This window comes from Kitasatospora sp. NPDC048286 (genome assembly GCF_043201735.1).
In the GTDB taxonomy this organism is placed as follows: Bacteria; Actinomycetota; Actinomycetes; order Streptomycetales; family Streptomycetaceae; genus Kitasatospora.
The window spans coordinates 431,934-445,747 of record NZ_JBICZE010000006.1 but is presented as its reverse complement, the minus strand read 5'-3'; the positions used below and the strand labels follow the sequence as shown (position 1 = coordinate 445,747).

12 protein-coding genes are annotated in these 13,814 nt (G+C 73.6%); 5 read left to right on the top strand and 7 right to left on the bottom strand.

The annotated features are described in order from the left end of the window. Window positions 1-146 precede the first annotated feature (146 nt). On the top strand, window positions 147-1,280 hold the full coding sequence (locus ACGF13_RS17505; RefSeq protein ID WP_392875358.1) for an alpha/beta hydrolase: 1,134 nt from the start codon (window positions 147-149) through the stop codon (window positions 1,278-1,280). A gap of 87 nt (window positions 1,281-1,367) precedes the next feature. Here the strand turns inward: ACGF13_RS17505 and ACGF13_RS17500 are convergent, their stop codons facing one another. Then, window positions 1,368-3,011 carry a PucR family transcriptional regulator gene (locus ACGF13_RS17500; RefSeq protein WP_392875355.1) on the bottom strand — a complete coding sequence of 548 codons (1,644 nt, stop codon included), beginning with the start codon at window positions 3,009-3,011 and terminating at the stop codon, window positions 1,368-1,370. 298 nt (window positions 3,012-3,309) lie between these two features. Here ACGF13_RS17500 and ACGF13_RS17495 point away from each other — a divergent pair, with 298 nt between their 5' ends. The 4 genes from ACGF13_RS17495 to ACGF13_RS17480 all read left to right on the top strand — a co-directional run bounded on the left by ACGF13_RS17495 (window position 3,310) and on the right by ACGF13_RS17480 (window position 8,486). Continuing rightward, the gene (locus tag ACGF13_RS17495) at window positions 3,310-4,197 is read left to right on the top strand and encodes an FAD binding domain-containing protein (protein ID WP_392875352.1); all 888 of its coding nucleotides are present in this window, start codon (window positions 3,310-3,312) and stop codon (window positions 4,195-4,197) included. Continuing rightward, window positions 4,194-4,685 carry a (2Fe-2S)-binding protein gene (locus tag ACGF13_RS17490; RefSeq protein ID WP_392875350.1) on the top strand — a complete coding sequence of 164 codons (492 nt, stop codon included), beginning with the start codon at window positions 4,194-4,196 and terminating at the stop codon, window positions 4,683-4,685. Before ACGF13_RS17495 ends, ACGF13_RS17490 begins: the two co-directional genes overlap by 4 nt. Continuing rightward, the gene (pucD, locus tag ACGF13_RS17485) at window positions 4,682-7,141 is read left to right on the top strand and encodes a xanthine dehydrogenase subunit D (RefSeq protein ID WP_392875347.1); all 2,460 of its coding nucleotides are present in this window, start codon (window positions 4,682-4,684) and stop codon (window positions 7,139-7,141) included. The genes ACGF13_RS17490 and pucD overlap by 4 nt, the downstream gene beginning before the upstream one ends. A 103-nt stretch (window positions 7,142-7,244) precedes the next feature. Then, window positions 7,245-8,486 carry an XdhC family protein gene (locus tag ACGF13_RS17480; RefSeq protein WP_392875344.1) on the top strand — a complete coding sequence of 414 codons (1,242 nt, stop codon included), beginning with the start codon at window positions 7,245-7,247 and terminating at the stop codon, window positions 8,484-8,486. Window positions 8,487-8,532: 46 nt separating this feature from the next. Here the strand turns inward: ACGF13_RS17480 and ACGF13_RS17475 are convergent, their stop codons facing one another. From ACGF13_RS17475 to ACGF13_RS17450, 6 genes are all read right to left on the bottom strand, one after another. Further along, complete coding sequence (locus ACGF13_RS17475; protein WP_392875341.1) at window positions 8,533-9,153, bottom strand: LysE family translocator; 621 nt, start codon at window positions 9,151-9,153, stop codon at window positions 8,533-8,535. Between the two features lie 63 nt (window positions 9,154-9,216). Continuing rightward, on the bottom strand, window positions 9,217-9,633 hold the full coding sequence (locus ACGF13_RS17470; protein ID WP_392875339.1) for a PIN domain nuclease: 417 nt from the start codon (window positions 9,631-9,633) through the stop codon (window positions 9,217-9,219). Further along, the gene (locus ACGF13_RS17465; RefSeq protein WP_392875336.1) at window positions 9,626-9,823 is read right to left on the bottom strand and encodes a type II toxin-antitoxin system VapB family antitoxin; all 198 of its coding nucleotides are present in this window, start codon (window positions 9,821-9,823) and stop codon (window positions 9,626-9,628) included. Before ACGF13_RS17465 ends, ACGF13_RS17470 begins: the two co-directional genes overlap by 8 nt. Window positions 9,824-9,920: 97 nt before the next feature. After that, window positions 9,921-11,708, bottom strand: a complete 1,788-nt coding sequence (locus ACGF13_RS17460; protein WP_392875333.1) for an SDR family oxidoreductase — start codon at window positions 11,706-11,708, stop codon at window positions 9,921-9,923. Beyond that, complete coding sequence (locus tag ACGF13_RS17455) at window positions 11,705-12,646, bottom strand: M24 family metallopeptidase (RefSeq protein WP_392875331.1); 942 nt, start codon at window positions 12,644-12,646, stop codon at window positions 11,705-11,707. Before ACGF13_RS17455 ends, ACGF13_RS17460 begins: the two co-directional genes overlap by 4 nt. Window positions 12,647-12,661: 15 nt before the next feature. Continuing rightward, on the bottom strand, window positions 12,662-13,750 hold the full coding sequence (locus ACGF13_RS17450) for a PDR/VanB family oxidoreductase (protein WP_392875328.1): 1,089 nt from the start codon (window positions 13,748-13,750) through the stop codon (window positions 12,662-12,664). Between the last annotated feature and the right edge of the window lie 64 nt (window positions 13,751-13,814).

Here is a 13,814-nt window from a genome sequence, read left to right as displayed (position 1 = left end):
GGGTTCATCACGAGAACGTGATGTTCCTCTCAGGTTCCGCACAGATTCGGACGGCAACCGATCATCGGTCCATCGCCGTCTGATGCCATTGACGTGCGTCCGGGCGAGTGGGGCCCGGGCGGCGTGCGACCCGGATACGAGAATCGATGGAACTGACAGGTACGCCATTCTTCCTCCTCACCGTCATCCTGGTGCCGGTCTCCATCGCGGTGGCGCTGCTGTTCTGGGGGAAGGTCGGCGGCCCCGAGCCGGTGCGGTACCTCACTCGGATCGTCATGATCATGTTCTGCCAGGTCACGGCCGTCCTGATGGTCTTCGTGATGGTCAACAACGCCAACCTGATCTACGGCAACTGGGACGACCTGCTCGGCACCGGCAACCACGTCCGCGCGGTGCCCGTGGTGACCCCGGTCGACCCGGCCGCGGCCGCACCGGGCCAGAGCGCCGCCGACGCCGCCAAGGAGCCGCCGAAGGTCAAGCAGAGCTTCGGCGGCGTCGACGACCCGGCGGTACCGAAGGACGTGCAGCGGACCGAGCTCAAGGGCCAGGTCTCCGGCGTCGACGGCGAGGTGCTGGTCTGGCTGCCGCCGCAGTACAACGACCCGGCGTTCAAGGACAAGAAGTTCCCCGTGGTCGAGCTGATCCCCGGCTACCCCGGCTCCTCCTCCACCTGGTACGGCACCCTCAAGGTCTCCGACCAGCTCAAGCCGCTGATGCAGCAGGGCAAGGTCGCCCCGTTCATCCTGGTCTCGCCCCGCACGAAGCTGCTGAACAACCAGGACGCGGGCTGCACCGACATCCCCGGCAAGATCAACGCCGACGCCTGGATCACCCGCGACGTCCCGCAGATGGTGCTGGACAACTTCCGCGCCGACCCGTCCGCGGACCGCTGGGCGATCGCCGGCTACTCGGCCGGCGCCCACTGCGCGGCCAAGCTGTCGCTGGCCCACCCCAACCGGTACCGGGCCGCCATCGCGATGTCCGGCTACAACGACCCGGCCCAGGAGCCGGACTCCCTGGTCGGCAAGGACGCCAAGCTGCGCGAGGCCAACAACCCGGTCAACATCCTGAAGACCGCCGCGCAGCCGCCGAAGGTCGCCCTGCTGGTCAGCGGCTCCAAGGGGGACGGCTTCGAGGACGGCGAGGCGATCCGCACCGCGGCCAAGGCCCCGACCACCGTCCAGGTCGAGGAGGGCTCCGGCCCGCACACCACCGAGCAGTGGAAGAAGATGGTCCCGTCCGCCTTCCAGTGGCTGACCTCCGTCATCCCGGTGCAGTGACCGACCGGCAGTAGCGAACCGTACGGGCAGGGCCCGCCGCGACCGTGGTCGCGGCGGGCCCTGTCGCATGTCCGGGCGGGTGCGGCGTCAGGCCAGCTCCAGCGCCAGGTAGAAGTCCACCCGGTCCTCCAGCCGGGAGAGGTCACGCCCGGTCAGCTCCTCGATCCGGCCGATCCGGTACCGCAGGGTGTTCACGTGGACGTGCAGCTGCGCGGCGCAGCGGGTCCAGGAGCCGTCCGAGCGCAGGAAGGCCTCCAGGGTGCGGACCAGGTCCGCCTGGTGCTCCGTGTCGTACGCGATCACCTTGTCCAGCAGCCGGCCGCGGAAGGCGCGGCGCACCTCGTCCGGGACGGCGGCCAGCAGCAGGACGTGCGAGGCGAGCTCCTCGGGGCCCGCGACGCAGACCCGGCCGCTCCGGGAGGCGGCGATCCGGCGGGCGTGCCGGGCCTCCTCCAGGGCGCCGCGCAGGCCGCCGGCCCCGGAGGCGGGGGCGGAGACGCCGAGGGTGATCCGGTCGTCGGCGCCGAGCCCGGCCTCCAGCGGGGCGAGCAGTTCGCGCAGCGTGTCGGCGGGCACCGGGCCGTCCAGGGCGGGCAGCACCACCACGGCGCCGGTGCCCGTTCCGGCGATCAGGGCGCGGTCGTCGGTGCCGCCGAGGGCCTCCTCCAGCACCGCCCGTACGGCGCCCTCCGGCAGGCCGGTGCCCTCGGCGCTGATCACCAGCCAGGAGTCGTCCTGCGCCTGGGACTTGCGCCCGGGGCCCTCGTAGCGGGCGGCCATCGCCGAGGAGGCGTACAGGCTGCGGCTGATCTCGGCCGGGTCGGCGTCGCGGCGCAGCAGGGCGAGCACCTCGTCGGCGAGGCGGCGGCGCAGCCGGCGGCCCTCGTCGCGGCGGTGGCGCTCGGCGGCGACCAGCCGGGCGAGGTTCTCGGCGAGCTGCTGGCGCTTGGTGGTCCACTCGGTGACGTCGCCGGCGACCACGAGCACCCAGTCGGCCGGCGGGCAGTCGGCCGGCGGCGCGTCGGGCTCGCCGGCAGCGGGGGCGGGGGTGGGCTCCGAGTCGGGGACCGGGGCCGGGGCGGGCAGCAGCGAGTACGAGCCGTCCGCCAGCCGGGCCCGGTGCGGGGGGCGGCGGCGCTGGCGCTGGGCGGCGAGGTGGGTGCGGACCAGCTGGTCGCGGTCCTGGGCGCAGAGCCGGTCGGCGGGGCCGGCGATCACCGCGCCGGTCGGGGTGAGCACCCAGCAGTCCAGGTCGAGGTCGCCGCCGAGCAGGTCCAGCACCGCGTCCAGTCCGCCGCCGCCGGCCGCCGAGACCAGCAGGCGGTGCCGGTCGACCAGGGCGGCGAGGTCGGCCGCGCGGTCGGCGGAGAGCTGGCGCCCGACGAACTCGGTGACGGTGCCGAAGGCGACGTCGTCGGGGACGACGAGCAGCGGCATCCGGTGCCGGCGGCAGGCCTCGACCAGGTCCTCGGGCACCGGCCCGACCTCGGCCTGGCCGGCCGCGAGAGCGACCGCGCCGCCGGCCGCGAGGGTGCGGACGAAGCGCTCGGAGTCGGCCGGGACGGTGCGCCAGAGCATGCCGGTGAGCACCAGTTCGCCACCGTGCAGGTAGCGGCCCGGGTCCTGGAGGTCCGTCGTCATCACACCGCTGACCTGCCGGTCCAGCTCTTCCTCGGCCGCGAGCAGGCGCAGTCCCGGGGCGCCGGGGGCGAGCAGGTCACGGACGCGCATCCGCGGACTCCTTAACGGGGCTTGGGGGAAGGAACGAAGGGGTAACGATAGGGCCTGGCCGTAGGGGCGTGTGCGGGTCCGTAGCCCTCGCGTCACGGCCGGGATTACGGTCGTAGGTAGCACCCGGCGAACACCTGGGCTGCGGGATTCCCCTCCTTAGAGGAACGTACAGGATGCCGGGCGGGCTCACAGCCGGGGCTTCATGCCATCGGTGACTGCCAGTGGGCCGCGTCACAGCGGTTCACTGGGCGACACGCCACCGGACACCCGGCGGGCGACGACGTGAGGAGACACCCGCATGGAGTTCCTTCGGCCCGCCACCTGGGACGAGGCGCTCGCGGTGAAGGCCGAACAGCCGACGGCGCTGCCCCTGTCGGGCGGCACGGACGTCATGGTCGAGCTGAACTTCGACATGCACCGGCCGTCCGCGATCCTCGACCTGAACCGCATCGCCGAACTCACCTCGTGGTCCGAGGACGGCGGTGTCGTCCGGCTCGGCGCCGCCGTCTCCTACACCCGGATCATCGCGGAGCTGTCCGGCCCGCTGCCCGGGCTGGCGCTGGCGGCCCGCACCGTCGGCTCGCCGCAGATCCGCAACCGCGGCAGCGTCGGCGGCAACCTCGGCGCGGCCTCCCCGGCCGGCGATTCGCACCCGGCGCTGCTGGCGGCCGGGCGGGACGTGTTCGTCGAGGCGGCCTCGGTGCGCGGCACCCGGATGATCCCGATCGACGACTTCTACACCGGGGTGAAGCGCAACTGCCTGGCGGCCGACGAGCTGATCCGGGCCGTGCACGTCCCGGTGGCGGACGGGCCGCAGCAGTTCTCGAAGATCGGCACCCGCAACGCCATGGTGATCGCGGTCTGCGCGTTCGGGCTTGCCCTGCACCCGCGGAACGGCACCGTCGGCACCGGTATCGGCTCGGCCGCGCCCACGCCGCGCCGTGCCGTCGAGGCCGAGGAGTACCTCCGGGGCGTGCTCGCCGAGCGGGGCCTGTGGGAGTCCGGGGAGCCGCTGGGCGCCGAGGTGGTCCGGCGCTTCGGCGAGTTGGTGAAGGCCGCGGCCTCGCCGATCGACGACGTCCGGGGCACCGCCGACTACCGCCGGCACGCGCTCGCCGTGATGGCCCGCCGCACCCTCACCTGGACCTGGAACGACTACGGCAAGCAGATCAGGAGCGCGGCATGAGGGTCACTTTCACCGCCAACGGCAAGCCGGTCGAGGCCGACGACGTGTGGGAGGGCGAGAGCCTGCTGTACGTGCTGCGCGAGCGGGTCGGCCTGCCGGGCTCGAAGAACGCCTGCGAGCAGGGCGAGTGCGGCTCCTGCACCGTCTACCTCGACGGCGTCCCGGTCTGCTCCTGCCTGGTCGCGGCCGGACAGGTGCAGGACCGCGAGGTGCGCACGGTCGAGGGCCTGAGCGGGCAGGACGGCGAACTGGGCCCGGTCCAGCAGGCGTTCGTCGACGCCGGCGCCGTCCAGTGCGGCTTCTGCACCCCCGGGCTGCTGGTGCAGACCGACGCGCTGCTGGCGGACGACCCGCAGCCGAGCGACGACGACATCCGCGAGGCGCTGTCCGGCAACCTGTGCCGCTGCACGGGCTACGAGAAGATCATGGACGCGGTGCGGCTGGCCTCGGCCCGCATGGGCGGCGCGGGGAAGGCCGGTGCGCGATGAACGGTGCGGCGGGCGGTGGCACGGGCGGCGCGGAGAGCGGTGGCACGGGCGGGCGGACCATCCAGGGGCAGAAGAACCTCCGGAGCATCGACCAGGCGTCCAAGGACGGCATCGGCGGCTCACCGCTGCGCCCGGACGGCAACCTGAAGGTCCGGGGCGAGTTCGCCTACTCCTCCGACCTCTGGCACGAGGACATGCTGTGGGGCACGGCGCTGCGCTCGCCGCACCCCCGGGCGAACATCCTCTCGGTGGACCTCTCCGAGGCGCTCAAGGTGCCCGGGGTGTACGCGGTGCTGACCCACGAGGACATCCCCGGCTCCAAGTACTACGGCCTGGACGTCCAGGACCAGCCGGCCCTGGCAATCGACCGGATCCGCTACCACGGCGAGCCCGTCGCGCTGGTCGCGGCCGACCACCCGGAGACGGCCCGGCGCGCGGTGAGGAAGATCGCGGTCGAGTACGAGGTGCTCACCCCGATCGTCACCGAGGAGCAGTGCCTCGACCCGGAGACGTACGGGTACGTGCACGAGCCGCAGGCGTACAAGTCCCATGCGTACGGCAACATCTGCCACGAGCAGCGGCTGGTCTCCGGCCGCGGCGTGACCGACGAGGTGCGGGCGCTGGCCGACGTGATCGTCAGCGGCGACTACGAGGTCGGCATGCAGGACCAGGCCTTCCTCGGCCCGGAGTCCGGCCTCGCGGTGCCCGCCGAGGACGGCGGCGTCGACCTCTACGTCGCCACCCAGTGGCTGCACGCGGACCGCCGGCAGATGGCTCCGGTGCTCGGCCTGCCGGAGGAGAAGGTCCGGCTCACCCTGGCCGGCGTCGGCGGCGCGTTCGGCGGCCGCGAGGACCTGTCGATGCAGATCCACGCCTGTCTGCTGGCCCAGCGCACCGGCAAACCGGTCAAGATCGTCTACTCCCGGGACGAGTCCTTCTTCGGCCACGTGCACCGCCACCCCGCGCGGATGCACTACGAGCACGGCGCCACCCGGGACGGCAAGCTGGTCTTCGCCGACTGCCGGATCGTGCTGGACGGCGGCGCGTACGCCTCCACCTCCCCCGCCGTGGTCGGCAACGCGGCCTCGCTCGGGCACGGCCCGTACGTGATCCCGAACGTGCGGATGCACGCCCTCGCGCTGTACAGCAACAACCCGTCCTGCGGGGCGATGCGCGGCTTCGGCGCGGTGCAGGCGGCGTTCGGCTACGAGTCGCAGATGGACAAGCTGGCCGCCGAACTGGGCATGGACCCGGTGGAGTTGCGGCAGCTCAACGCCGTCTCGCAGGGCGACTCCATGCCCACCGGGCAGCAGATCGACGCGCCCGCTCCGGTCGCCGAACTGCTGCGCCGGGCCAAGGAGATGCCGCTTCCGCCGCCGCTGGACTCCGAGCGCCCCGACCTGCGCCGGCTGCCCGGCGGGCTGTCCAACACCTCGCACGGCGAGGGGATCGTGCGCGGCGTCGGCTACTCGGTCGGGATCAAGAACGTCGGCTTCTCCGAGGGGTTCGACGACTACTCCACCGCCCGGGTGCGGCTGGAGGCGATCGGCGGTGAGCCGGTCGCCATGGTGCACACCGCGGCGGCCGAGGTCGGCCAGGGCGGCGTCACCGTGCACGCCCAGATCGCCCGCACCGAGCTGGGCGTCGAGCACGTCACCATCCACCCGGCCGACACCTCGGTGGGCTCGGCCGGCTCGACCTCCGCCTCGCGCCAGACGTACATGACCGGCGGCGCGGTGAAGCTGGCCGCCGAGGCGGTGCGCCGGGAACTGCTCGACCGGGGCCGCCGGCGCTACGGCTGGACCCACGACGACCTGGTGCTGGCCGGCGGCAAGGTGGTGTCGAGGAGCGCCGGCGTGCTGGTCCCCGTCGTCGACCTGCTCGGCGACGGGGCCGTCGAGCAGACCCGCGTACACCGCCACCGGCCCACGCAGCCCTTCGACAGGGAGACCGGCCAGGGCTTCGGCCACGTCCAGTACTCCTTCTGCGCCAACCGCGCGGTGGTGGACGTGGACGTGGAACTGGGCCTGGTCAAGGTGGTCGAGCTCACCGCCGTCCAGGACGTCGGCAAGGCGCTCAACCCGCTCTCCGTGGTCGGCCAGATCCAGGGCGGCTGCACCCAGGCGCTGGGCCTCGCGGTGATGGAGGAGATCGTCCTGCGGGACGGCAAGGTGCGCAACGCCTCCTTCACCGACTACCTGATCCCCACCATCCTGGACACCCCGCCGATCCCGGTGGAACTGCTCGAACTGCCCGACCCCAACGCGCCGTACGGGCTGCGCGGGGTCGGCGAGGCGCCGACCGTCTCGGCGACGCCGTCCATCGTGGCCGCCATCCGCGACGCCACTGGGCTGGCGCTCAACCGGATCCCGGTGCGACCGGAGCACCTGACCACCGAGCGGCCGGGCCGGGCCCCCGGCCGGGGGCTCGGCGGACAGCACGGCCTCGCGCAGTAGCGCCCTGGGCAGCGGCCTTGGGCGGCACCGCTGTTGTACGGGATCGTTTCCCGTACGGCGGCGCCGCCCGCTACTGTCGAAACCGTGTAAGGAGCCTCACCCCATGCAGGACATCGCCGAGCAGCTGCTGGCCTGGCACGCGACCGGGCGTTCCTTCGCCGTGGCCACCGTGGTCGGCGTCTCCGGCAGCGCTCCGCGCGACCCCGGAGCCGCGCTGGCCGTGGACGCCGACGGCGAGGCGGTGGGCAGCGTCTCCGGCGGGTGCGTCGAGGGCGCGGTGTACGAGCTGTGCCAGGCCGCCATCGCGAGCGGCCGGCCGGCCCTGGAACGCTTCGGGTACAGCGACGAGGACGCCTTCGCGGTGGGGCTGACCTGCGGCGGCGTCCTGGACGTCTTCGTCCAGCCGGTGGTGCCCGGGGCCGACACCGGACTGGACGCCGGGATCGCCCACGTCGCGGCGGGCACACCGGTGACCCTGGTGCGGGTGATCGCCGGGCCGGACGGGCTGGTCGGGGCCACCCTGGCGGTCACCGCCGACGACGTCGAGGGCGCGCTCTCGCCGGCCCCGTCGACGGTCGGCGGCCTGCAGCGGGCGGTCGTCGCGCAGGCCCGGGCGATGCTGGAGGCCGGACGCACCGGCCGGCTCGTACTCGGCCTGGACGGACGCCCCTGCGACGACCGCCGGCGGGGCACCGTCACCTGCTTCGTCGAGTCGTACGTGCCCGCGCCGCGGATGCTGGTCTTCGGGGCGATCGACTTCGCGGCCGCGGTGGTGCGGATCGGCAAGTTCCTCGGCTACCACGTGACCGTCTGCGACGCCCGGCCGGTCTTCGCCACCGCCCGTCGCTTCCCCGAGGCCGACGAGGTGGTGATCGACTGGCCGCACCGCTACCTGGACTCCCAGCTCGGCCGGATCGACGGGCGCACCGTGCTGTGCGTGCTCACCCACGATGCCAAGTTCGACATCCCGCTGCTGGAGCGCGCCCTGCGGCTGCCGGTCGGCTACGTCGGCGCGATGGGCTCGCGCCGCACCGACCGCGAACGCGTGGCCCGGCTGCGCGAGGTGGGGCTCACCGAGGCCGAGCTGGCCCGGCTGCGCTCCCCGATCGGCCTGGACCTCGGCTCCCGCACCCCGGAGGAGACGGCGGTCTCGGTCGCCGCCGAGATCGTCGCCCACCGGCGCGGCGGCAGCTGCCTGCCGCTGAGCGCCTCGGACGGGCCGATCCACCACGACCTGCCCCGCCCGGAGGCGGAGGGTGACGGGGGCGTCGAGGGCATCGAGGGCGTCGGGGGCGTCGGGGGCGCCACCGCGGGCGGGCCGGAACCCCATACTCACGCGGCCTGAGCGGGGACGAACAGGGACGAACGGGGATGAACAGGAACGAGCGGGGTCAGTCGGCCAGTGCCAGCTTCACGCCGAAACCCACCACGACCGCGCCGGTCACCCGGTCCATCAGCCGTCGGGCGGCCGGCCGGCGCAGCCAGCCGCGCAACACCTGGGCGAAGCCCACCAGGACGGTCGACCAGAGCAGGCCCTCCACGACGTGCACGCAGGTCAGCGCCACGCCGGCGGCGAAGTGCGGGGCCCCGGCCGGGATGAACTGCGGCAGCACGGCCACGTAGAAGACCCCGACCTTGGGGTTCAGCAGGTTGGTCAGCGTGCCCCGCCGCCAGCCGTGCGCGAACCCGCCGTCCTCCGGCTCCTCCTCGGCCGCCGCCTCACCGCCCCGGTTGCGCAGCATCCCGATGCCCATCCACACCAGGTACGCCGCGCCCGCCCAGCGCAGGATCTCGTACCCCACCTGCGAGGCGGTCAGCAGCGCCGTCACCCCGGCCGAGGTCAGCGTCCCCCAGAGCAGCGTCCCGGTCTGGATCCCCAGCACGACCCCCCACGCCTGCCGGCGCCGCCCCAGCGCCGAGGTCCGCAGGATCAGCGCGGTGTCGAGACCGGGGGTGAGTGTCAGCAGCCCCACGACGAGGGCGAAGGACCACAGGGCCGTTGTCATCTCCATGGGCCTCGATGCTCTCACAGCCGCTCTCGCGGCCCCGGAGGGCCCTCACCGGTCGGCTGGCCCTCAGTCCGCCGACCCCGGGGGGACGACCCACTCGGTCGGCTGGCCGGTGACGGCGGCGATCATGTCGAAGTCGCCGTCGTAGTGGAGCACGGTGGCGCCGTGGCGCTCGGCGGTGGCCGCGATGACGAGGTCCGGCACCGACAGTGCCCGCCAGTTGCCGGAGCTGGTCAGGAGGGCCTGCACCTCGATGGCGCGGTCCCACACCTCGTCGGGCGTGGGCAGCCAGTCGAAGCCGCTCAGTCCCTCGCGGATCTCCAGGGCGTCGGCCTTGGAGCGGGCGCTGTGCATGATCTCCAGTTCGACAGCACCACAGATCGCGACAAGCCCCCTGCTGATCAGCGGGTCGAGCACGGATCTGACGGCCGGCTTGGAGTAGCGAGCAAAGGCCGACTTGTCGATCAGGAGTCGCTCATTCACCCTTTTCCACCGGTCCGGTGAGATCGGGCAGCCCACCCTCGGCGAGCCAGGCCATGAAAGCCTGACGCTTGCGGCGCTTCACGAGGTCCTCAAGCGCGGCATTGACAGTGGCGACCTTGGTCGTCGTACCGAGGATCTCGGCAGCCTCGGCCAGCAGTTCGTCATTGACGTCTATCACCGTACGGGCCATGGTCGGCCTCCCAAGGCGGAGTGGGGCCTGCGATATCTAAGTCGAGCCTAGCTGATATCACAGGCCCATATGGCCGGATCGGACGCCGTTCACCCGGTCAGGTGACGTTGAGGCGGGCGGCGAGGCGCAGGAGGCCGGGGCTGAGGCGGGAGAGGAAGCGGGCGGCCTTGGCCTCGGGGGTGACGGGGACGACGGGGCGGCCGGTGCGGACGGCGGTGAGGATGGCGGTGGCGACCTTCTCCGGGGGGAAGCCGCGGCGGGCGTAGAGCCTGGCAGCGCGGGCCTGCTTGGCGGCCTGCTCGGTGGAGGTGGTGGCGGAGAAGGTGGAGGTGCGGGTGATGTTGGTGTTGACGATGCCCGGGCAGATGGTGGAAACGCCGATGCCGTGGGCGACGAACTCGGCGCGCAGGCAGTCGGAGAGCATGAACACCGCGGCCTTGCTGGTGGCGTAGGCGGTGAGCGCCTTGGAGGGCAGGTAGGCGGCGGCGGAGGAGACGTTGACGATGTGGCCGCCCTGGCCGCGGTCGGCCATCAGGGTGCCGAAGGCGCGGCAGCCGTGGATCACGCCCCAGAGGTTGACGTCCAGGACCCGCTGCCACTCCTTCTCGGTGGTCTGCAGGAACGTCCCGGAGTGCCCGATGCCCGCGTTGTTGACCATGACGTCGGGCACGCCGTGCTCGGCGGCGACGGTCTGCGCGAAGGCGTCCATCGCGGCGCCGTCGGAGACGTCCACCCGGTAGGCGTGCGCCTTCGCACCGATCAGCGAGGCGAGTTCGGCGGTGCGCTCGGCGGCCGCGAGGTCGAGGTCGCAGACCACCACCCGGGCGCCGTCCTCGGCGAAGGCGAGCGCGGTGGCCCGGCCGATGCCGCTGCCGCCGCCGGTGACCACGACCAGCCGGCCATCGCCCTCGGCGCCTCGGACCTGCCCCGCGTCGATGCGGGTGGTGAACTCGCGGACCATCCCGGCCACGGTGGCTCCCTTCTCCAGCAGCGCCGACCAGTGGCCGGCGTGCAGCGTCCTGCGGGTCAGTTCGGGTGCCCAGCGCTCCAGCCCCTCGGAGAGGTAAGTGCCGACGTACCGGTCCCGGGTGAGGGTGATCAGCTGGACCGGCACCTCGGTCGGCCGCTCGCGCGGACTGCCCAGGGTGGGGCGGAAGTTGGCCCGGTACAGCTCGATGCCGCGGACCGCGTCGCGGCGCAGGCTGGGCTGCGGGTGGTCGGCGCGCGGGGTGACGTGCTCCAGGTCGCGCAGCACCCGCGGCCAGGCCCGGGCCAGGCCGAGGCGCCAGACGCCGGGGGCGAGGTAGGGCAGGTGGAAGGCGGTGATGTACCAGGAGTGCAGGCCCTGGTGCAGCAGCTGCTTGAGGTGGCGCGGGGTGGGGCGGCGCAGCCGGTGGCGCAGCCAGTAGCCCATGTGGTCCAGGCTGGGGCCGGACAGGGTCGTGTACGAGGCGATCCGGCGCTCGGCGCCGGGTGCGGTGACGGCCTCCCAGGACTGGATCGAGCCCCAGTCGTGGGCGACCAGGTGGACCGGACGGTCCGGGCTGACGGCGTCGGCGACGGCGAACAGGTCCTCGGCGAGGTACTCCAGGCGGTAGCCGGACCGGTCGGCGGGGGCGGCGGACTCGCCGGCGCCGCGCACGTCGTAGCGGACCACGTGGTGGTCACGGGCGAGGTCGGCGGCGATGTCGTCCCAGACGGCGTGGGTGTCGGGGTAGCCGTGTACGAGGAGGACGGTGGGGGCGTCCGGGTCGCCCTGCTCGAAGACGGCGAGCGGGAGGCCGCCGGAGTGGACGGTCCGGCGGCGCACCGGGGGCGCCGCCGGGGTCTGCGACGGGCGCTGCACCGGGGTCTGCGCCGGGCCGCGCTGCGACGGGCTCGTCATCGGGTGGCCTCCAGGGTGGTCGGCTCGGTGGCGGCGGTGTTCTGGGCGGCGGTGCTCTGGGCGGCGGTGCTCTCGGTGGCGGTGCTCTCGGTGACAGTCTGCTCGGTGGTCGCGCTCCAGCGGCGGACGTGCGGCAGGTCGTCGTCGAGCCAGTAGGCGTCGTCCTCGGTGACCACCAGCAGTTCCTCGAACTTGATGCCCACGCCCCGGAAGCCGATGTGCGGTTCGACCGCCCACAGGCCCGGGGTGGGCGCGTGCCGGGACGAGCGCCCGTCCGCCCAGAGCGGTGAACGGCCGTGCAGCCGCTCGGAGATCAGCTCACGACCGAGGGTCTGGAGGGTGCGCACGCCGAAGCCGAAGACGTTCACCCCGGCGGGGCCGCGCGCGGTGTTGCGGGTGACCTGGTGGCCGATCACCCGGCCCGGGTACACCTGGTGGCGGTTGTCGTAACCGTGCGCGGCGATCTGGGCGTCGACCGCGGCGTACACGTCGGAGAGCGGCTTGCGGGCCCGCACCTCCTGGAGGATCAGCTCGCGGTAGACCTCGAGGTCGGCGGCCAGGCGGTCCCAGACCCGGTTCTCGCCGACCTTGCCGCCGTAGCCGATGTCGGCGGTGTAGCCGTCCACCACGGGCGCGCAGTCCAGCACGTACGGCATGCCCTCCTCCAGCCGGCGGTTGCCGGCGAAGAACTGCAGCGGGGTGTGGAAGTGCCGGAACGCCGTCCGGTCGCCGAACCAGGCGAAGGGGACGTGGAAGAAGTCCTGCACCCCGGCGGCGACCAGGCGGCGGCGCAGCTCGGCGGTGGCCTGCCGCTCGGTGACGCCGGGTTCGATCCAGGCGGCGACCTGTTCGGCGCAGTGGTAGGCGAGTTGCTGGGTCTCGCGGAAGCGGGTGAGGTCGCGCTCGGTGTAGCGGAAGGCGGGGGTCGCTTTCGCCATGGTGAGGGGCTCCTTCTAGAGGTCCAGCACGAGGGTCTCGCCCTCGGCGGCCCGGGAGACGCAGGGCAGCAGGGCGCCGTCGGCACGCTGCTCGGGGGTGAGGCGGCGGTCCCGGTGGTCGGGCGAGCCGGCCAGCACACGGACCTCGCAGGTGCCGCAGAAGCCCTGGTGGCAGGAGTACGGGAGGTCCGGGCGGGCCTCGCGCAGCACGTCCAGGGCGGAGCGGTCGGCGGGGACGTCGAGGGCGGGGCCGTCGGTGCCGAGGCGGACGGTGAAGGGCTCGCCGTCGGTGATCGGGGCGGCGCCGAAGCGCTCGAAGTGCAGCGAGGCGACCGGGGAGCCGTCCAGGGCGCGCTGCACGGCGGTGAGCATCGGGGCCGGGCCGCAGCAGTAGACGGCGGCGCCGCGTGGGGCGTGGGCGAGCAGTTCGGAGCCGGTGGGGACGCCGCCGTGCTCGTCGTCGGTGCGCAGCACCACCCGGCGCGGATCGAGGGCGCGCAGCTCGTCCGTGTACGGGAGGGTGTCGGCGCTGCGGCCGACGTGCACCAGGCGCCAGTCCAGGCCGTGGCGCTGCGCCTCGCGGGCCATCGGAAGCAGCGGGGTGATGCCGATGCCGCCGGCCAGCAGGAGGACGGCGGGCTCGGCGCAGAAGGCGAAGCCGTTGCGCGGGCGACGGGCGGTGAGCCGGGTGCCGGGGTGCAGGGCGTCGTGGACCTCGACGGACCCGCCGCCGCCCTCCGGCAGCCGTCGAACGGCGATGCGGTAGGCGGTGCGGTCGGCCGGGTCGCCGCTGAGGGAGTAGTGGCGCTCGCGACCGGAGGGCAGGACGAGGCGCAGGTGGGCGCCGGGCTGCCAGCCGGGCAGCGGACTGCCGGAGGGGTCGGCGAGAGTCAACTCGACGACGTCGGCGGCCAGTTGGCGGCGCTCGGCGACGACCAGGCGGAGCGCGGGGGTGGGGCGGCTGTACGGGCGGCGGGGGTTGCGGCGCAGCAACGGGCCGCCGAGGGCCGGGGGGTAGCGGTCGCCGAAGGCGGTGAGCCGGCGCATGAAGCCGTCGGCGCGGGGGCGGCCGTAGAGGTCGGGGGGCGGGGTGGGCTGGTCCATCCGGCGGGGTCCTTGGGGTGGGAGCGGGGCGGCGGGCGGGCGGCGGGCGACAGCTGACAGGTTT